Origin of the sequence: Arthrobacter jiangjiafuii (assembly GCF_018622995.1) — a bacterium.
Taxonomy (GTDB): Bacteria; Actinomycetota; Actinomycetes; order Actinomycetales; family Micrococcaceae; genus Arthrobacter_B; species Arthrobacter_B jiangjiafuii.
This window is the reverse complement of record NZ_CP076022.1, coordinates 1,065,347-1,085,184: the sequence shown is the minus strand read 5'-3', so window position 1 is coordinate 1,085,184 and position 19,838 is coordinate 1,065,347. Positions and strand designations below refer to the sequence as shown.

The following is a 19,838-nucleotide window of genomic DNA, read 5'->3' as shown; positions in this document are numbered from 1 at the left end:
ACGGGAATCACCCGGAACCCACCACAAGTGCACTCTCAGTGCCCGGACCGCACCGATAGTGCAGCTCTGGCGGGTTAGCTCCCGACCACCGCGCCGAGAGTGCAGCTCTGCAGGGTAAACCTTCAGATTGCCCACCATAGCTGCACTCTCGAACCCGGCATCCGCCCCGAATACGCCATAGCTGCACACTCACGGTTCGTAACCACCTTGGACGAGCGCATGACGCACCTTTCCTACGACCCAGGACTGCCCCTGTGCCATGTCGTAGCTATTCAGCCTGACCTGGTGCCAGCCCAGTTCACGGGTGCGCGCGTCCCGCCCATAGTCCCGGCTCTGTTGCCCGGGGTCCAGATGATGGGCTCCGTCGTACTCAATGCAGGTGCGGTACGTCTTACAGCCCAGGTCCACCCAAAGGGCCGGACTTCCAGTGGCGTCCATAATCGGCGTGTTGGGCGTGAACTCCGGCAAGCCCGCTCGGTGAAGCTCCAGACGTACCCTTGTCTCCTGCGGTGAGTCCACGCCCACCCGCATTAGCTCGATGGCAGCCCGCAGCTTGCGCAACCCCCGGGCCCCCACCTTTCCCTCTGAATAGTTGCGCAGATCTTTGAGGGGCAGCCGCGCGACCCGCCGCTTTCCGAAGCTCCGATGGTGTTCGCTGATCATCCAATCTCCGATGACGACCAGATCATCCGTTGCCAGCTGCGCGGCGAGATCAAGCAGGGTCCTGGGCAGTGACGTCACGGGCAGCATCGATACCGTGGTCAGTTCCTCCGGATCCAGATCCATTCGATGCCCGATCACCTGTCTCCGTCGGGGAACAGCAAGCCCCCGATTCCGACCAAGGTGAATTGCGGTGTCCTGTCCAGGCCCAAACGGCAGCGGGATTCCGTGCAGCCCAGCCGCGGTGAAGTGTGAGAAGAACACCCCTGGAAGCAACTCCGTATAGGGCCGACACCGATCCACCAAGTCGGGCACCGCTCCGCGCCTAACCCGAATCTCCCGGCTGGGAGTCAGCAGATCCTGCGCCCGCAGCCTGGACCGGGACAGACCCAGGTCCCGGGCACGGGCAACGGTGAAGGACCGATCCGTGAGCTCGTCGGGAAGCGGGGAAGGAAGGCGCATGACTCCATTAGCCTCCATGCCTTCCGTTGCATGGCCTCGTTATCCACAGCTGGGGCTTTCTCCACAGAAGACCCTCTCCTCCTTGCACTACCGTCACGACGGCGCCCCGCGAGGACGCGCCCGCGTCACAACGAGCCACCCGCGTTGTAGGGTCCCCACAACGAAACGCTCCGTCCCACGCAGAAACAGCACGCATTATGGCCGGAGACCACAAAACCGCGCTAGGCTCCGAACAGATCAAAAGGAGCCAGTGCATTCAATGAGCCAGTTCAACCCCGCGCCCGCCGGCGAGCAGCAGGACCCCCGTAGCATCACCAAAGTCCTGATCGCCAACCGCGGTGAAATCGCCGTCCGTGTCATCCGTGCAGCCCGCGACGAAGGCCTGGCCTCGGTTGCCGTATACGCCGATCCGGACCGCGACGCCCTCCACGTCCGCCTCGCCGACGAAGCCTTCTCCCTCGGTGGCAGCACCGCCGCCGAGTCCTACCTCGACATGGGCAAGATCCTCGACGCCGCCCGCAGGTCCGGCGCCGACGCCATCCACCCCGGGTACGGCTTCCTCTCCGAGAACGCCGAATTCGCCCAGCGCGTCATCGATGCCGGCCTGACCTGGATCGGCCCCTCCCCGCACGCCATTTCCCAGCTCGGCGACAAGGTGCAGGCCCGCCACATCGCTGCGAAGGTCGGCGCCCCGCTGGTTCCCGGCACGGCCGATCCAGTGAAGAACGCCCAGGAGGTCCTGGACTTCGCCGACGCCCACGGGCTGCCGCTGGCCATCAAGGCAGCCTTCGGCGGCGGCGGCCGCGGCATCAAGGTCGCCCGCACCCGTGCCGAGATCCCCGAAATGTTCGATTCCGCCGTCCGCGAGGCGACCGCAGCGTTTGGCCGCGGCGAGTGCTTCATCGAGCGCTTCCTGGACGCCCCGCGGCATGTCGAGACCCAGTGCCTGGCTGACGCGCACGGCAACGTCGTCGTCGTCTCCACCCGTGACTGCTCGCTGCAGCGCCGCAACCAGAAGCTTGTGGAGGAGGCTCCGGCCCCCTTCCTGAGCGAAGACCAGAACCAGCGCCTGTACGCCGCGTCCAAGGCCATCCTCCGCGAGGCCGGCTACCAGGGCGCCGGGACCTGCGAGTTCCTGGTCGGCACCGACGGCACCATCTCCTTCCTGGAGGTCAACACCCGGCTGCAGGTCGAGCACCCGGTGTCCGAGGAAGTCTCCGGCCTGGACCTGGTCCGCGAGCAGTTCCGGCTGGCCCGCGGCGAGGAGCTCGGCTACGGCGATCCGGAGATCCGCGGCCACTCCATCGAATTCCGCATCAACGGCGAAGACCCGGGCCGCAGCTTCATGCCCGCCCCGGGCACCGTGGAGACCTTCAAGCTGCCCACCGGCCCCGGTGTGCGCGTGGACTCGGGCATCGAAGCCGGCGAAACCGTGGGCGGAAACTTCGATTCCATGCTCGCCAAGCTGATCGTCACCGGCGCCACCCGCGAGCAGGCGCTCCAGCGCGCCCGCCGCGCCCTGGCCGAAATGGAAATCACCGGCATGCCCACCGTGCTGCCCTTCCACGCCGAGGTTGTCGCCCACCCGGACTTCGCCCCGGCCTCCGGCCCGTTCAAGGTCCACACCCGCTGGATCGAAACCGATTACGTCAACGAGATCGCGGCCTGGTCCGGTGAGCCCAATGCCCGGCACGACGACGGCGGCACGCGTCAGCGCGTCACGGTCGAGGTGGGCGGCAAACGGCTTGAGGTCGTGCTGCCGGCCGGGCTGGGCGGCTCCGGCTCCGGGTCCAACGGATCAGGCTCCCGCGGCACCGGTGCCAACGGCAAGTCCCGCAAGTCCTCCCGCAGCCGCGGCGGCGCCAATCCGGCCGCCACCGGTGATGACCTGACCTCCCCGATGCAGGGCACCATTGTGAAGGTGGCCGTGGAAGAGGGCGCGCTGGTCGCTGAAGGCGATCTCGTCGTCGTACTCGAAGCCATGAAGATGGAGCAGCCGCTGACCGCCCACAAGGCCGGTACCGTCACCGGGCTCAGTGCGCTTCCGGGCGCTACGGTCTCGGCCGGCGCCGTGATCGCCTCGATCCTGGACTAGGCACCACCTGGAAATGCCGAAGCGGCCCGGCCCCCTTGGATGGGGACCGGGCCGCTTGGCGTTAAGGGCCGGGGCGCGTGCCCCGTGAACCTAGCTCGAGTGGTTGGTGTAGTCGACGTCCTTGGTGTCCTTGGTGACGAACAGCGCGATCAGGGTCAGCACCGCCATCGAGGACAGGTAGATGCCCACCAGCCACGGGCTGCCGTCTGCGGCCTGCCACAGGGCGACGGCGATGAACGGAGCCACGGCCGCACCCAGGATCGAGGAGACGTTGTAGGCGATCGCCGAGCCGGTGTAGCGCACGTTCGTTGGGAACAGCTCCGGCAGCATGGCGCCCATCGGACCGAAGGTCAGGCCCATCAGGGTGAAGCCGATGATCAGCAGCGCCATCACGCCAACGGTTCCACCGCCCAGCAGCGGGTTGAACGTGAAGCCGAAGAGGAAGATCCCCGCGGTCACCACCAGCAGCGTCTTGCGGCGGCCGTACTTCTCCGCCAGCGGACCGGCGACGAGCGTGAAGATCCCGAAGAACACCACGCCGACGATCAGCATGATCAGGAAGTCGTTGCGTGCATAGCCCAGGCCTGCGGTGAAGGTCTCCGGATCGAACGCCTTGCCGGCCTTTTCGGCTGCGGCCCTCGCGGCTTCCTCGCTCTTCGCGGCGGTGCCGTAGGAGAGCGTAAACGTGGTCATCAGGTAGAACAGCACGTAGGTGGCCAGCATGATGAACGTGCCGGCGATCATCTGGCGCCAGCTGTACTTGAAGGCCCGGCTCAGCGGGAGCTTGCTGACTTCGCCGGAATCGACGACCTTCTGGAAGGCCGGAGTCTCAACCAGCTTCAGGCGCACATACAGGCCAATGATGACCATGACGGCGCTGGCCAGGAACGGCACGCGCCAGCCCCAGGAGTCGAACTGGTCCGCATCGAGCTGGAAGCTCAGCAGCAGGAACAGGCCGTTGGCCAGGATGAAGCCGATCGGAGCACCCAGCTGCGGGAAGGTTCCCCACACGGCGCGCTTGTTCGCCGGCGCATTCTCCGTGGCCAGCAGTGCAGCACCGGACCATTCCCCGCCAAGGGCCAGGCCCTGGGCGAAGCGCAGGACCACCAGCAGAGCCGGGCCGAGGATGGTCCAGCCCGGGGTCAGTGCGGTGGGCAGGCAGCCGATCAGGAACGTCGCGATACCCATGGTCAGCAGCGATGCCACCAGGGTTCCCTTGCGGCCCACCTTGTCGCCGAAGTGCCCGAAGACGATCGAGCCCAGCGGGCGGGCAATGAAGGCCACCCCAAACACGGCGAACGAACTCAGCAGGGCAGTGAGGCCCTCCGCATTCGGAAAGAACAGGCGCGGGAAGACGAGGACCGCAGCCGTTGCATAGACGTAGAAGTCGTAGAACTCAATGGACGTTCCGACGAGGCTGGCGACAATCACCCGGCCTTTGGAATTGGCCTTGGCCGGCGCCGGCGCCGTGGAGGGATTCGCTGTAGACATTTGGAGGTCTTTCTCAGGTGTGAGTGGAAGTAGGAGTAAGCCTAAATCCACTCGTCCGCGATACGGACAACGTGTCCACTATATGGACACCTTGGGTCAGGCGCCGGACATGAGCCCGACGACGGCGGCGTCCGCCCAGGATGCCTTCGCGCCGTCCGGGTCCCGGCAGCACCTGGACTTGTTCCGTCGCTGCGGCGCCAGTCGGCCTCGGAGCGGGTTGAGAGTGCAGCTCTGGCGGGGTTCCCGGCGGTGCCACACGCCGAGAGTGCAGCTTTGCAGGGATAATCACGAAATTGCCCGCCATACCTGCGCTCTCGAATCAGCTCTTAGGCTGGAACCCGCCATAACTGCACACTGGCGGGGCCACCGGCATCGAGAGTGCAGCCCTGGCGGGTATCCGGCGGTGCAACGCGCCGAGAGTGCAGCTCTAGCGGGTTCCCGACGGGCCACACGCCGAGAGTGCAGCTCTGGCGGGTATCCGACGGTGCCACACGCCGAGAATGCAGCTCTAGCGGGTATCCGGCGGTGCCACACGCCGAGAGTGCAGCTCTGGCGGGTATCCGACGGTGCCACACGCCGAGAGTGCAGTTCTGCAGGGATAATCACGAGATTGCCCGCCATACCTGCGCTCTCGAATCAGCTCTTCGGCTGGAACCCGCCATAACTGCACACTGGCGGGCCACCGGCATCGAGAGTGCAGCTCTGGCGGGTATTCGTCGGCCACCGGCATCGAGAGTGCAGCTCTGCAGGCCCGTCCGGGCGCCGAGCGTTGGACGGGCGGACCGTTCGGGCACGGGCCCAACATTCGAAAGGGGAACGGGGCGCAAAAAAGCCCGCACCCGGAGCGGACAGCGCCAATAGCGGCGGTCCGGCCCGGATGCGGGCCAGCAAAGCGAAGAAACCTACATGTGCACGTGCAGCCGGCGGGCCGCCTCGGAAATCGAGCCGGTCAGCGACGGGTACACCGTGAAGGTGTTGGCCAGGTCATCAACGTGCAGCTTCTGCGTCACGGCAATGGCGATCGGGAAGATCAACTCGGAGGCGCGCGGCCCCACCACGACGCCGCCGATCACGGTGCCGGAGCCCTTGCGCGAAATGATCTTCACGAAGCCCTCCTTGACCTCCATCATCTTGGCCCGGGCGTTGGTATGCAGCGAGAGCTTGATGACGTCGCCCTGGTAGCGGCCCTCGGCGATGTCCTGCTCGGAGACGCCAACGGAGGCGATTTCCGGCGAGGTGAAGATGTTCGAGGCGACGTTCTTGAGCTTGAGCGGCTTCACGCCGTCGCCCATCAGGTGCGCGATCGCGATCCGGCCCTGCATGGCGGCCACCGAGGCCAGGTTGAACACGCCGGTGCAGTCGCCCGCGGCGTAGACATTCGAGGCGGTGGTGCGGGAGACGCCGTCGACCTTGATCTGTCCGCGCTCATCAAGCGTCACGCCGGCTTCTTCCAAACCGATGTTGGCGGTGTTCGGAATGGCTCCCACGGCCACGAGGCAGTGGCTTCCCTCGACAACCCGGCCGTCCTCAAGCGTCACCACAACGCCGTCGCCGGTGTTCTTCACGGTTTCGGCGCGCGAGCGGTTCAGCACGGTCATGCCGCGGGCCTGGAAGACGTCTTCGAGCACGACGGCGGCGTCGGCGTCTTCGCCGGGCAGCACCCGGTCGCGGCTGGAGATCAGCGTGACCTTGGTGCCCAGGCCGTTGTAGGCGGAGGCGAATTCGGCGCCGGTGACACCGGAGCCGATGACGATGAGGTGTTCGGGGACCTCGGTCAGGTTGTAGATCTGCTTCCAGGTGAAGATGCGTTCGCCGTCGGGCATCGAGGATTCCAGCTCGCGCGGGCTGGCACCGACGGAGATCAGGAGGGCCTCGGCTTCGATGGTTTCGGTGCCGTTGTCGGTGACGACCTCAATGGTCTTGTTGTCCAACAGCCGGCCCTGGCCGATCTTCACCTTCACGCCCACGCGTTCCAGGGTCCGGCGAATGTCGTTGGACTGTTCCTTGGCCAGGGCCAGGAGGCGGTTGTTGACCATCTTCAGGTCGGCCACGGCAGGCTGCCCGTTGTCGCGGAAATCCACGCCGAGGGAGGAGGCGGAGGCAAAGCGGGTCATCACGTCGGCGGTGGCGATCAGGGTTTTGGAGGGCACGACGTCGGTCAGTACGGCCGATCCGCCCAACCCGTCCCGCTCAACGATGGTTACGTCGGCTCCGAGGGATGCAGCCACCATGGCAGCTTCATAACCGCCGGGGCCGCCGCCGAGGATTGCGATCTTGCGGGCAGTGAAATCTAGTTGGGTCGTCACAGTTGTCCATTCTGTCCCATCCCTGCCCGCTCCTCAAACGGCGGCCGCAGCCCCGCAGCCCGGCTGAACCTGCAGTGTGAGGGATCTCGCGGTAGGTTGGACCAGTGAATAACGATCCTTTTGACCTCGCCCAGCAGGCCGCCAAGTACATTGCCGAGAAAACCGGTGTGCCCGCCCATGACATTGCCCTCGTTCTCGGCAGCGGCTGGGGTGAGGCCGCCGACCTGATCGGCGAGACCACCGCCACACTAAATGCCAGCGACATCCCCGGTTTCTCCGCCCCGGCCGTTCAGGGCCATGTGGGCACCATCCGCTCCGTCCTGACGCCCTCGGGCAAGCGCGCCCTGGTACTGGGCGCCCGCACGCACTACTACGAGGGCAAGGGCGTCCGCGCCGTCGTCCACGGGGTGCGCACCGCAGCGGCTGCCGGAGCCAAGGTCATGGTCCTCACCAACGGCTGCGGCGGCCTGAACCCGGACTGGAAGCCCGGCACGCCGGTGCTGATCAGCGACCACCTGAACCTCACGGCCGCGTCGCCGCTGGAGGGCGCCACGTTCGTGGACCTCACCGACCTCTACTCCACCCGGCTGCGCGAGCTGGCCCGCACCGTGGACCCCACCCTGGATGAAGGCGTGTACGCGCAGTTCACCGGCCCGCATTACGAAACCCCGGCCGAGGTCCGCTACGCCAAGACCATCGGCGCCGACCTGGTCGGCATGTCCACCGCACTGGAAGCCATTGCGGCCCGCCACGCCGGCATGGAGGTCTTCGGCATCTCGCTGGTGACCAATCTGGCCGCCGGCATCAGCGCCGAGCCGCTGAGCCACGCCGAGGTGCTGGAATCCGGCGCCGCTGCAGGCCCCCGGATTTCCCGGCTGCTGGCCGACATCATCGGCAAGCTCTAACCGCTGCCGCTCCCCACCCATCCCAGATCCGTAGGTAATCCCATGACGCTGAACCCCACTGAGCTCACCGAGCTGGTGACCGCCGCCCAGACCTGGGCCGACGAGGATCCCGATGCCGCGACCGCGGCCGAGCTGCGGGCGCTGCTCGCCCAGCTGTCCACGCCCGGAGCGGCTGCGACCGCAGCAGCCGCCGAGCTGGCAGACCGCTTTGCCGGTGAACTGGAATTCGGCACGGCCGGCCTGCGGGCCGCATTGGGCGCCGGACCCCGGAGGATGAACCGGGTGGTGGTGCGCCGCACCGCGGCCGGAATCGCCTCCTTCCTGCAGGACTCGGCCGGGGACAAGTACACACCCAGCGCCGTGATCGGTTACGACGCCCGGCACAATTCCCGTGCCTTCGCGCTGGAAACCGCCGCAGTCTTCAGTGCCGCGGGCATCGAAACCTTCCTGCTCCCCTGCACACTCCCGACGCCGGTGCTCGCCTACGCAGTGCGGGCCCTGGACACCGACGCCGGCGTCATGGTCACCGCCAGCCACAACCCGGCCGCCGACAACGGCTACAAGGTCTACCTCGGCGGGCGGACCGTAAAGGGTCCGGGCAAGGGCGCCCAGATCGTCGCCCCGTACGACGCCGAGATCGCCGCACGCATCGACTACACGGTGCCGCTGGAGAACATTCATACCGCGCCGGAGGGCTGGACCGATGTGTCCGAGTCGATCGTCGCTGACTACATCAGCGCCGTCGACCGGCTCGTGGCCCGCGACCGGTATCCGGAGCGGGACCTGAAGATTGTCCTGACCTCGCTGCACGGGGTGGGCGGGGAAACCATGCTCTCGGTCCTCAGGGATGCCGGTTTCCGCAAGGTGGTTCCGGTGGCGGCCCAGGCGAAGCCGGATCCGGACTTCCCCACCGTCGCCTTCCCCAATCCGGAGGAGCCCGGCGCGCTGGACCTGGCGCTGGAAACCGCCGTCGAGCACAATGCCGACCTGGTCATTGCCAACGATCCCGACGCCGACCGTGTTGCCGTTGCCGCGAAGGACCCGGCCAACGGCGAGTGGCGGATGCTGCGCGGAGATGAAGTCGGTGCCCTGCTGGGCCGGCACTTGTCCCGCCGGATCGCCTCCGGTCACTGGAAGGTCCGCGGCGAGAAGACCAAGGCCGGCGTCGTGTACGCCAACTCGATCGTTTCCTCACGTCTCCTGGCCCGGGTCGCGGACGCCGCCGGCTTCGCCCACATGGAAACCCTGACCGGCTTCAAGTGGATTTCCCGGGTGCCGCACCTGACCTTCGGCTACGAGGAAGCCCTGGGCTACTGCGTGGCTCCGGGCATGGTCCGCGACAAGGACGGGATTTCCGCCGGCCTGCTGCTGGCCGAGATGGCTGCAGCACTGAAGGCCAAGGGCCGCACGCTCTTCGATGAACTCGACGACCTGGCGGTGCAGCACGGCCTGCACCTGACGGACCAGCTCTCGGTCCGGGTGGACAACCTCGACCTGCTGGGCGAGATGATGGCGCGGTTGCGGGCAACTCCGCCGGAGGCCTTCGGCGGATCGGCCGTGGACACCGCGGTTGACCTGTCCCTGGGCAGCGAGGACCTGCCGCCCACCGACGGGCTGAAGTACCTGACGCGGGACAATACCCGGGTCATCATCCGCCCCTCGGGGACGGAGCCGAAGCTCAAGTGCTACCTCGAGGTCATTGTTCCGGTGTCCTCGGCCGAGGACCTTCCGGCCGCCCGCCGGCAGGGACGTGCACGGCTGGACAGCGTGCTCGACGACGTCCGGGCGGCGCTGGGCTTGTAGCCTGACGGCGCCGGGTCGGCAACGGCCCGGCGTCTGGCGCCCCGGCGCGTCTAGCGGTCGCGCCGGACCGGCCCCGACTACTAGGCGGGCAGCGGACGGCCCTCTTCGAGCAGGGCGGTGACCTGGGCGGCCGTAATCGGCCGGCTGAAATAGTAGCCCTGGCCGCTGCAGCAGCCCATTTTCCGCAGCTGCCAGGCCTGTTCCGCGGTCTCGATGCCTTCGAACACCGCTTCCATGCCGGCGGCGTGGATCAGGCGGTGCACCGCTTCCACGAACCGCAGCTGGCCGTCGTCGTCGTCAATGTCAGCGATGAGTGACCTGTCCACTTTCACCGTGTCCACGGGCAGGCGGCGCAGGTAGCTAATGGAGGAATAGCCCGTGCCGAAGTCATCGATTTCCAGCCCGACGCCGAGCGCCTGAAGGGATTTGAGTGAGTAGGTTTCCACCTCTCCCCCGGTGACAAATGCCGTTTCCGTGATCTCCAGGACCAGCGAGGCCGCGGGGATCCCGCTGTCGCGCAGGGTCCGGCGTACGTAATCCACCAGATCCATGCTCTGGAGCTCGGCCGCAGCGAGGTTGATCTGCAGCTTCAACTGCTCCGGCTGGGCCGGCAGGAGCCGCCAGCAGGCCAGCTGGTCCAGGGCAGCCCGCAGCACCCAGCGGCTGATCTCCTCAATCAGGCCGGTTTCCTCCGCCAACGGAATGAAGGCATCGGGTTTCAGCAGGCCACGCGTGGGATGGTTCCACCGGACCAGTGCCTCCACGCCCTGCAGGTGCCCGGTGGCCAGCTCAACCACCGGCTGGTATTCCAGCAGCAACTGGTTCTGGGCCACGGCCTGGCGCAGTTCGGCGGCCATCTCCCGCCGCAGCTGCCGTTTGTAGAGCATCACCGGCTCAAATGTCTTGATCCTGTGCTGCGCATCATCCTTGGCAACATACATTGCGGTGTCGGCACGCAGCAGAATATCGCTGGCGCTTTCCTTCGGGGCGGCCAGATGGATCCCGATGCTGGCCCTGGGCCAGACCTCCAAATCATCCAGCCGGATACGCTGCTTCAGCGTTTCCATGAGGTGCATGGCAGCGGTTTGGGACTGGCGCGAGGTGGAGATTGGCAGGAGCACGGCGAACTCGTCACCACCAAGGCGCGCGACGACGCTGCCATCCCCCGCCGCCCCGGCCAGCCGGGCGGCAATCTCAATCAGCACCAGGTCACCGACCCGGTGCCCGTAGCTGTCGTTAATGTCCTTAAAGCCGTCCAGGTCCATCATCAACACGGCCGGACCCGGCTCACCGTCCAGCCGGGAGCTGACGGCGCCGTCCAGCGCCTGCAGCAACGCGGGCCTGTTGCAGACGCCGGTCAGCGGGTCCGTCATCGCCATCTGCTGCATCTGCTCGTGCGCCTCGCTCAGCTCACGGGTGCGGGTCTCCACCCGCTCCTCAAAGTCGGCGTAGACCTCGTTCAGTTCACCGGCGAGCAGGTTGATGCCTGTGATTACCGCGTCCACCTGGTCGCGGGCCTTGGAGACAGGAATATGGGTGTCCAGCTTCCCCGAGGCAATACGGATAATGCCCTCCACGACCTGGCTGAGCCGGTCATCCTCGGGAAAGGCATCCTCGGGGGTTGTCCCGCCGGTCACGGTGTTGGGGCTCCGGTCCTGGCCGGTGTCGGCGGGGGCAGCTGCGTCAGGCAACGGTGGCCTTGCGCTTCAGCCAGGCCAGCGCCTCCGACTCGGTGGAGAAGTAGCGCGTGGGGCAGGGTTGCTCCGCTCCCCCGAGGAGGAAATTGGCGATGACCCGATCCACCGGGGAGACCCCGAGCACGGCCACGGCCTGCAGCGAATGGGCATTGCTGAAAACGGTCCTGGCTCCCCGTGTCAGCGTTTCCACTCCGCTCAGGACCAGGAGCATCGGCAGTTTCCGGCTTCCGGCCAGTCGTTCGACCTCCATGGCAGCAGCAGCTGCCATGGTGCCGGTGACAACTTCTTCGGGAGGAAGGATTAGGAAAATATGGCCCTCCGGGGCGAGACCGACCTGCGGCTGCGCAACGGCTCGGCACGTTACATCAGGCTTGCCGGTCCGGTCAGATGGATGCCCCGCATCCCGGTCCCTTTGGATCGGGATCTCAATCGAACTTTGTTGTGCCATGCTTCCCCCAGAAGCTCTGCGCTCGCGAATGATACAAACCGAATGCGAGCGGCGTAACCAGCGTGTGAACCCTTATCCCAGACCCGTGCAGTTTTCCCTTGCGGGTGCTACCGACCACGGACAAACTCTGAGACTTCCATTCGTGCCAGATCATCGAATTATCCGATCTCGGCTTCAATAATGTCCATGTTTTCCCGGGCTCTGTCCGCTTTCCTCGAAGCACCAAGCATCATGAATGTCTCTTCGCTGGACCGAGCCGCACGCAAGGCTTCGGAATACCGGCCTAGCTCAGAAAGCGCCAGGGAATATATGTGTTCGACCTCGGCCAACAAGTGTCTGGGCAGGAGATCCCGCTCAGAAAGAATCTTTTCAAGTCTGCGTGCTGATTCCACCGCTTCTCCCGTAAGGAGGAGCCAGTGAGCGCGAACCAGACAGATCTCGAGTTCATCAGCTGGACTGCCGCCGGTCACAGAGATAGCTAGCTCGGCTCGCTCAATGCACTCCAAGGTGGATGCATCCAGAATGTTTGATTCCAGGCGGACTATCGCTGATGCCTTGTTGAAGAGAGCCCATAGGTTGACGTCGTTGCTTGGGGATAACCGATCCGCTGCGAGTTCGTGATATTGCCGACCCTCCTCAGGCTTCCCCATAAGGAAGGCAACATTTCCGACGGCCCAGTACGCCTGGCCAGCAGTCTGAGGGTCGATGCCGGGCTTGATTTGAGCCAGCATATCCTCAGCCTCGGACCATGCGTCCTCGAGTTGACCGCTCTCGGCCAGCGAGGCAATTAGTGCGTGCTGGATGTCGAACCTGCCCATATGGGAGTCATCATCCGGCACATCCATGGCGGCTGCCTGTTGAGCCACTGTCAGCGCCTCGGCACTTTTCCCGAGATTGTGGAGGGCACGGGCATGAACCGTAAGCGCTCTGGCCTGCATGACCGGATCATTGTTGATCGACGAATCTTCGGCCAGCTGCTTTGCACTTTCGGCAAACTCACACGTCATACCCAGCTCCTGCTGGCATTCAGCAACCAGTAAGGACATGCGCCAGTAGGCATTCCTCTCGCCTGCAGCGTTGGCTTGCCCAGCTGCCCGACTCGCTTCCTCGAGCGCTTGCTGATATTCGCGGCGCTCCCAAGATCTACGCGCCCTATACTCGCTGATCATGTAATCCAAGGGGTCTCCCAAGGCGTCACCCCTCTCTGGCTCAGCAGCAATGCAGATTTAGCTCACACACTACCCGAATGGGGCAGGTGAACTACGTTCCGTGAGTCACAGACTTTATATGACCCTATTTCCGACCAGTTTGAAAAATATCACGACACCGCTGGAGTGCAGCGGTGTTTATCACTATGCTCAGACTGCTCGTCGTTTCATTCGATCGCTAATCAGGGAGAACCACCGTGAAGAAGCTAGGAACTACTCTTCTACTCGCAGCAGCACTGAGCCTCGTAGGCGCCGCTGCCCCCGCAGCAGCTTCCTTTGGGCCCTCAGGCTCGTCGGTTATACAGAGCATCTGGCCCAACATTCGTTAATGAGTTGTGCCTATGGCCGGGATAGGAAACACCAGCATTCCTACCCGGCCATATTTGTGTCCAAGAAAAAACTATAGAGGCTACTTACCTTCCCTGCCATTAGGATTCCAAACCGGGCACCCCGGCTATGGCAAGATAGTGGGCATGCCTACCGCCATTGCGTCCTACATCGACCACACACTCCTCAAGCCCGAGGCCAGCCGCGAAGACATCCTGAAAGTCTGCGCCGAAGCAGCCGAGTACGGCTTCAAATCAGTCTGCGTGAACCCCCTCTGGGTCGGCACCGTGCGCAATGCGCTCAAAGGCAGCGGCGTGCTGACCTGCTCGGTCATCGGTTTCCCGCTCGGAGCCACCACCACCGAGGTAAAGGTCTTCGAAGCCCGCGGCGCACTCCAGGACGGCGCGGATGAGATCGACATGGTCATCGACATTGCAGCAGCCCGGCGTGAAGACCGCGACGCCCTGGTCCGTGACATCGCCGCCGTCGCCGACGAGGTCCACACCGGTGGAGGCATCCTCAAAGTCATCATCGAAACGTCCATGCTGAACGACGAGCAGAAGGTCCTGGCCTGCCAGGCCGCAGTGGAAGCCGGCGCCGATTTCGTGAAAACCTCCACCGGATTCAACGGCGGCGGAGCCACGGTCGAGGACATCGCGCTCATGCGCCGCACGGTCGGACCCGACCTCGGTGTGAAGGCCTCAGGCGGGGTCCGATCCCGGGAAGACGCCCAGGCAATGATCGACGCCGGCGCCACGCGTATCGGGGCGAGCTCCGGTATCGCTATTGTTAAGGGTGGGAACGCCGAGTCGGATTACTAATCCGCCGGCTACTGAAACTTTTTTGAAACGGAGAAAACCATGGCAGGAACACGGTCCAAGCAGCCCACGCACTCGGGTGAAGGGCACCTGGTCAGCAACCTCGTCACTTTTGTCATCTTTTTGGCCATCTTTATGGTCGGGCTCTACTCCCTGACCTGGCTGACCCTGGACAACATCTGGCCGATGGTGATCTGCCTTGCGCTGGCAACCTTCGCGTACCTGGTCCCGTTCATGATGGGACGCTCGGACAGTGCCGCAGTTCTGGCCGAGGGCCGGGTTTCCGGCGAGTAACGACGCTTTTCCTTGTGCACGCAACCACCAAGGTTGCGTGCACAAGTGGTTTAACGAGTAGTTTTCGCCGCGAGGCAGGTATCCGCTACTCTCAGGCTTCCCTGCCGCACCCGCCTATATTCGAGCGATGACCACCACAATGACGCGCCGGGAATGGCGCCGGGACCGGGCCCGCCAACAGCGCATCAGCAGATTCGGCTATGGCATTGTCATCGCAACCGCCCTGACCTGCGTGGTGGTCTTCATCATCGCGATCACTTAGAGTCCCCAGTCAGCGGCGACCCCGCCACCCTGTGCAGGACCGCTCCCGCGCAGGGCACCCCGCTACTCCTTGAACACCGCGTCCACAACCTGCTGCGCCCAAGCCAGGATCTCGGCGTCGACCAGGTCCCGGCCGCCAATCCGGGCGGTCTTCGGCTTGGGCACCAGCACAGCGTTCAGAGCCGGCTTGATCTGCGCTCCCGGATACATCCGCTGCAGCCGCATGGTGCGCGATTCGGGCAGGTCCGCCGGAGCAAACTTGATGAAGTTCCCCTGCAGTGCGACGTCGGTCAGCCCTGCCTCGCGCGCCCCGACCCGGAACCGGGCCACCGAGATCAGGTTCTGCACGGCCAGCGGCGGCTCGCCGTAGCGGTCCACAAGTTCGGCCAGCACCTCGTCGATCGCCTCGTACGTCACGGCGGAGGCGAGCTTGCGGTAGGCCTCGAGGCGCAGCCGCTCCCCCGGCACGTAGTCGTGCGGCAGGTGCGCGTTCACCGGCAGCTCGATCTTCATCTCCGCGGCCTTCTCCTCGGCCTCGCCGCGGTAATCCGCGACCGCCTCGCCCACCAGCCGGATGTACAGGTCAAAGCCCACCCCGGCGATGTGCCCGGACTGTTCCCCGCCGAGCAGGTTGCCGGCCCCGCGGATCTCCAGGTCCTTCATCGCCAGCTGCATGCCCGCCCCGAGCTCGTTGTGCGTGGCCACGGCCTTGAGCCGTTCCAGCGCCACCTCGCCCAGCGGCTTTTCGGAGGGATAGAGGAAGTATGCGTAGGCCCGTTCCCGGCCGCGGCCCACACGCCCGCGCAGCTGGTGCAGCTGGGACAGGCCAAAGTGGTCGGCCCGGTCCACGATCAGCGTGTTGGCGTTGGAGATGTCCAGGCCGGTTTCGATGATGGTGGTGCAGACCAGCACGTCGAAGCGCTTCTCCCAGAAGTCCACGATGATCTGCTCGAGCTTGGATTCACTCATCTGCCCGTGCGCCACGGCGATCCGTGCCTCCGGCACCAGCTCCGCCAGGTGCGCGGCGGTGCGGTCGATCGAGGAGACCCGGTTGTGCACAAAGAACACCTGGCCTTCGCGCATCAGCTCGCGGCGGATCGCGGCGGAGGCCTGCCGGTCGGTGTACGGACCCACGTAGGTCAGCACCGGATGCCGTTCCTCCGGCGGGGTGGCCAGGGTGGAGGTTTCCCGGATCCCGGTCAGCGACATCTCCAGGGTGCGCGGAATCGGCGTCGCACTCATCGCCAGGACGTCCACGTTGGTGCGCATCTTCTTCAGCGCTTCCTTGTGCTCCACACCGAAGCGCTGCTCCTCATCCACGATCACCAGGCCCAGGTCCTTGAACTGGACCTCCTGCGAGAGCAGCCGGTGCGTGCCGATCACCACGTCCACGGACCCGTTCTTCACGCCCTCGATGGTTTCCTTGGCCTGTTTGGAGGTCTGGAACCGGGACAGCGATTCCACCCGGACCGGGAAGCCGGAGAAGCGTTCGCCGAAGGTCTCCATGTGCTGCTGGGCCAGCAGTGTGGTGGGTACCAGCACCGCCACCTGCTTGCCGTCCTGCACCGCCTTGAACGCGGCGCGCACCGCGATCTCGGTCTTGCCGTAGCCGACGTCGCCGGAGACCAGGCGGTCCATCGGGACTTCCTTCTCCATATCGGCCTTGACCTCGTTGATGGTGGTCAGCTGGTCGGGGGTCTCCACATACGGGAACGCCTCCTCCAGCTCGCGCTGCCAGGGCGTGTCCTTCGCAAAGGCGTGCCCCTTGGAGGCCATCCGGGCCGAGTAGAGGCGGATCAGCTCGCCGGCGATCTCCTTGACCGCCTTGCGCGCCCGGGACTTGGTCTTCGCCCAGTCCGAGCCGCCCATTTTGGAGAGCACCGGGGTCTCCCCGCCCACGTAGCGGGTGATCTGGTCCAGCTGGTCGGTGGGCACGAAGAGCCGGTCACCGGGGGCGCCGCGCTTGGCCGGCGCATATTCCAGCACCATGTACTCGCGTACGGTCTTGTTCTGCCCGGCGCCGGTGGCCCGCTGGATCAGCTCCACGAACTTGCCGACACCGTGCTGCTCGTGGACAACAAAGTCGCCTTCGTGCAGCTGGAGGGGGTCGACGGCGTTGCGCCGTTTGGAGGGCATCTTGCGCATGTCGCGGGTGGAGTAGGCGCTGGCCCGGCCGAGCAGGTCCGCCTCGGTGAGCAGGCCGGTCTTCAGCCCGTCAAAAACGTAGCCGCGGCCGGCGCTGGCGGTGGTGATCGAGATGATCCCCGGCGCCGGCTCGGTGTCCACCGATTCGGTGAGCGAGGCCGGAATGTCGTTGTCCTTGAACAGCTCCGCCAGCCGCGATGCCGGACCGGGACCTTCGGTGACGACGACGACGCGCCAGGCGTCGCGCACCCGGGCGCCGATGAACTCCATCATCTCCGCCACGTCGCCCTGGTAGCCGCGGGGTTCGCGCGCGTTGATGGTCAGGGTGTCGATGTCCAGCACGGTTTCGTCGTCCGGGTTGAACGAGGTGATCGACCACCAGCCCACCGAGTTGGCGAGCGCCGCGGAGCGGGTGTCAGCCAGCGACCGGAAGCTGGCCGCCTCCAGGTCCGCGCTGATGCCGGCGGACAGGTCCAGCGGCGCCGCACCGCCGTCGGACGCCGTGGCCCAGGCGGCGGCGAGGAATTCCTCATTCGTGGCGGCAAGGTCGTGCGCGCGGGCGCGGACCTTCTCCGGTTCGATCACCACGGAGAGCGATCCGGCGGGCAGCTGCGCCATCAACGGCACCATTTCGTCCACCAGCACCGGGGCCAGGGATTCCATGCCGTCGACGGCGATGCCGCCGGCGATCTTCTCCAGCATGTCAGCGGCGGCCGGCATCTGGCCCTGCAGCTTCGCGGCGCGGCTCATCACCGAGGGGGTGATGAGGATTTCCCGGCACGGCGGAGCGTACAGCTCGGTCGGGTGGGTGATGTGCGGCCCGGTCAGGGTGCGCTGGTCGGCGACGGCGAACCAGCGCATGGAGTCCACCTCGTCGCCGAAGAAGTCGATCCGGATCGGATGGTCCTCGGTCGGCGGGAAAACGTCGAGGATGCCGCCGCGCACCGCGAACTCGCCGCGGTGCGAGACCATGTCCACCCGCGCGTAGGCGGCTTCGGAGAGCTGCTTGACGACGGCGTCGAACGCCCGCTCCTCCCCCACCTTCAGGGCCACCGGCTGCAGGTCGCCGAGCCCGGCCACCAGGGGCTGGACGACGGCGCGGACCGGGGCCACGATCACGGAGATCGGGTGCCCCTCGGGGTGGGCCAGCCGGCGCAGGACCGAGAGCCGCCGGCCCACGGTGTCCGAGCGTGGCGAGAGCCGTTCATGCGGCAGGGTCTCCCAGGAGGGGAACTCCTCGATGCCGGCCAGCGGCAGGTAGGACCGCAGCGCCGCGGCCAGGTCCTCCGCCTCGCGGCCGGTCGCGGTCACCGCGAGCACCACCGGAGGTGCCGTGGCAGCGCTGCCGGTGCCGGCGTCGTCGGCCGCTGCGGCGAGCCCGTCCACCATTTCCGCCAGCAGCGCCGCCCGCATGCCTTGCGGCGCGCCGATCTGCAGGTCCTCGCTGCGCCGTTCCGGGGTCCGTGAGGCGAGGGTTCGCACCCGTGCGTAGGACGGGTCTTCGGCCAGTGCGGCGCGCAGTCCGTTCAGGCTCATCGGTAGGGGCTCTCCTTGAGGTGAGGCAGTGCAACAGTGTGAGCGTGCGCGCGCCGGTGCGGTGCAACGCAAATACCCGAAGTTCACTGAGGAACCCCGGGGCTTTTCTTCCAGCCTACCCGTTGTCCGGCCGCGGAAAACGCCCGTCCGCTGCGGGCAGATCGCGGGCCGAATCCCCGTGGCTGAGGTGCCCTGGCGGGCGTTACCCCGCGTCCACGCTCTCGACGGGGATAAGCCGATACCCAGAGCGCAGATACGGCGGGTTTCAGGCCGCCAAGGTCGCCATAGCTGCGCACTCGGACCCCAGCGCCACACAGCGCCCCAGGGCACGGATACTGCGCCCGCTATCGGGCTCTGTCCAGCCGCTCTCGCCGGGTGCGGCAGACCGCGGCCAAGCAGCCGGACAGTTATGGATTTTCAATCCCGGCCCTGCCACGCTGGAAAGGCACGGGCACACACCAGACTGCAGATCCCCCCGCCACGTAAGGATTGCCCCATGGCACGCAAACTTCTTCTTCTGACGTCCGCTCTCCTGCTCTCGCTCCTGGCCCTGGCCGGCTGTACCAACAACGATTCCGGGGAGGATTCAAACGCCTCGAACACCGAGAACTCCAGTCCGGAAGGATCCGAAACCTCCAGCCCGGAGGAGACCGGGCCGCCCAGCCCCGGAGAATCGGATTCTTCGAACACGGCAGCAGCCTGCGATTCCTTCTCTCCCGGCAGCTCGGAGCAGGAAGAGTGCGAGGCGCAGGGCGTTCGCGGCAGCACCGAAGACCCCGACCGCTGCGGGAACACCACACCCAGCCCGATCGCCAGCGGGATCATCGAGGGCACCTTCGGCCCGTACTGCGAGAACGCCATCGCCTCCACTTACGACTCCTCGCTGGTTCCCGAAGGCGCCGACACCACAGTCACCATCAACGAGACCGAGGCCTCCACCGACGTGGACCTGATTGTCCGCGGTTTCCTGCCGAACACCCCCTTCACCGCGACGCTGCATGAGGACACCTGCGGCGCCGAGGCCTCGGCAGCGGGTCCGGAATACACCGATACCCAGAACACGCAGTCCCGGAATCTGATCATGAACTTCACGACCGACGACGACGGCGGCTCCGACGTGAGCGTCACCGCGCCGTGGGTCCTGCCCGACGACGGCATCGGCCGCTCGCTGCTCATCACCTCCGAAACCAGCACGCCCGGCACGGACCAATCCGGCGAGGGTGCTGTCGCCTGCATCAGCCTGGAACGCTGACCGGCACATCCGGACGCACGGCGGCCTCCTCGCGGCCACTGTTGGGACCGCCGTTTCGGAGCTGGGGAGGGCCGGAGATTAGGATGTTTGCGGGCCGGTTGAACTGTGCGCACTGCACGGCACGCCGGCA

General features: G+C 65.9%; 14 protein-coding genes. 7 read left to right on the top strand and 7 right to left on the bottom strand.

Going from position 1 to position 19,838, the window contains the following annotated elements; genetic code table 11:
* Positions 1 to 189 precede the first annotated feature (189 nt).
* Positions 190 to 786, bottom strand: a complete 597-nt coding sequence (locus KKR91_RS05150) for an endonuclease domain-containing protein (RefSeq protein WP_237687496.1) — start codon at positions 784 to 786, stop codon at positions 190 to 192.
* Positions 787 to 1,381: 595 nt separating this feature from the next.
* Between KKR91_RS05150 and KKR91_RS05145 the strand changes: the two genes are divergently transcribed.
* A complete protein-coding gene (locus KKR91_RS05145; protein WP_210230402.1) occupies positions 1,382 to 3,217 on the top strand; it encodes an acetyl/propionyl/methylcrotonyl-CoA carboxylase subunit alpha in 1,836 nt (611 codons plus the stop codon).
* 90 nt (positions 3,218 to 3,307) lie between these two features.
* Here KKR91_RS05145 and KKR91_RS05140 read toward each other — a convergent pair whose 3' ends face one another.
* Together KKR91_RS05140 and KKR91_RS05135 are read right to left on the bottom strand one after the other, a co-directional pair.
* Positions 3,308 to 4,708: an MFS transporter gene (locus tag KKR91_RS05140; protein ID WP_210230401.1), complete on the bottom strand. Its 1,401-nt coding sequence runs from the start codon at positions 4,706 to 4,708 to the stop codon at positions 3,308 to 3,310.
* A gap of 902 nt (positions 4,709 to 5,610) precedes the next feature.
* The gene (locus tag KKR91_RS05135) at positions 5,611 to 7,014 is read right to left on the bottom strand and encodes an NAD(P)H-quinone dehydrogenase (protein ID WP_210230399.1); all 1,404 of its coding nucleotides are present in this window, start codon (positions 7,012 to 7,014) and stop codon (positions 5,611 to 5,613) included.
* A 104-nt stretch (positions 7,015 to 7,118) separates the two neighbouring features.
* Between KKR91_RS05135 and KKR91_RS05130 the strand changes: the two genes are divergently transcribed.
* Together KKR91_RS05130 and KKR91_RS05125 are read left to right on the top strand one after the other, a co-directional pair.
* The gene (locus KKR91_RS05130; protein WP_210230398.1) at positions 7,119 to 7,919 is read left to right on the top strand and encodes a purine-nucleoside phosphorylase; all 801 of its coding nucleotides are present in this window, start codon (positions 7,119 to 7,121) and stop codon (positions 7,917 to 7,919) included.
* A gap of 42 nt (positions 7,920 to 7,961) precedes the next feature.
* Positions 7,962 to 9,722, top strand: a complete 1,761-nt coding sequence (locus KKR91_RS05125) for a phospho-sugar mutase (protein WP_210230396.1) — start codon at positions 7,962 to 7,964, stop codon at positions 9,720 to 9,722.
* An 80-nt stretch (positions 9,723 to 9,802) separates the two neighbouring features.
* Here KKR91_RS05125 and KKR91_RS05120 read toward each other — a convergent pair whose 3' ends face one another.
* From KKR91_RS05120 to KKR91_RS05110, 3 genes are all read right to left on the bottom strand, one after another.
* Positions 9,803 to 11,413 (bottom strand): putative bifunctional diguanylate cyclase/phosphodiesterase, encoded by a 1,611-nt coding sequence (locus tag KKR91_RS05120; RefSeq protein ID WP_237687495.1) that lies wholly within the window; start codon positions 11,411 to 11,413, stop codon positions 9,803 to 9,805.
* Positions 11,406 to 11,867: a DUF7793 family protein gene (locus KKR91_RS17235; RefSeq protein WP_475558892.1), complete on the bottom strand. Its 462-nt coding sequence runs from the start codon at positions 11,865 to 11,867 to the stop codon at positions 11,406 to 11,408. The genes KKR91_RS05120 and KKR91_RS17235 overlap by 8 nt, the downstream gene beginning before the upstream one ends.
* Before the next feature lie 158 nt (positions 11,868 to 12,025).
* A complete protein-coding gene (locus tag KKR91_RS05110) occupies positions 12,026 to 13,045 on the bottom strand; it encodes a tetratricopeptide repeat protein (protein WP_210230392.1) in 1,020 nt (339 codons plus the stop codon).
* A 503-nt stretch (positions 13,046 to 13,548) separates the two neighbouring features.
* Here KKR91_RS05110 and deoC point away from each other — a divergent pair.
* The 3 genes from deoC to KKR91_RS17100 all read left to right on the top strand — a co-directional run bounded on the left by deoC (position 13,549) and on the right by KKR91_RS17100 (position 14,776).
* Entirely contained in the window at positions 13,549 to 14,223 is a 675-nt protein-coding gene (gene deoC / locus KKR91_RS05105) for a deoxyribose-phosphate aldolase (RefSeq protein WP_210230390.1), read from the top strand.
* Positions 14,224 to 14,262: 39 nt separating this feature from the next.
* A complete protein-coding gene (locus KKR91_RS05100; RefSeq protein ID WP_210230388.1) occupies positions 14,263 to 14,514 on the top strand; it encodes a hypothetical protein in 252 nt (83 codons plus the stop codon).
* Between the two features lie 127 nt (positions 14,515 to 14,641).
* Positions 14,642 to 14,776, top strand: a complete 135-nt coding sequence (locus KKR91_RS17100) for a hypothetical protein (protein WP_273544463.1) — start codon at positions 14,642 to 14,644, stop codon at positions 14,774 to 14,776.
* A gap of 62 nt (positions 14,777 to 14,838) precedes the next feature.
* Here KKR91_RS17100 and mfd read toward each other — a convergent pair whose 3' ends face one another.
* Positions 14,839 to 18,456, bottom strand: coding sequence for a transcription-repair coupling factor (gene mfd / locus KKR91_RS05095; protein WP_210230386.1), 3,618 nt, complete (start codon positions 18,454 to 18,456; stop codon positions 14,839 to 14,841).
* 496 nt (positions 18,457 to 18,952) lie between these two features.
* On the opposite strand from mfd, the gene KKR91_RS05090 reads away from it, so the two are divergent.
* Entirely contained in the window at positions 18,953 to 19,708 is a 756-nt protein-coding gene (locus tag KKR91_RS05090) for a hypothetical protein (protein ID WP_210230384.1), read from the top strand.
* The last annotated feature ends 130 nt before the right edge of the window (positions 19,709 to 19,838 follow it).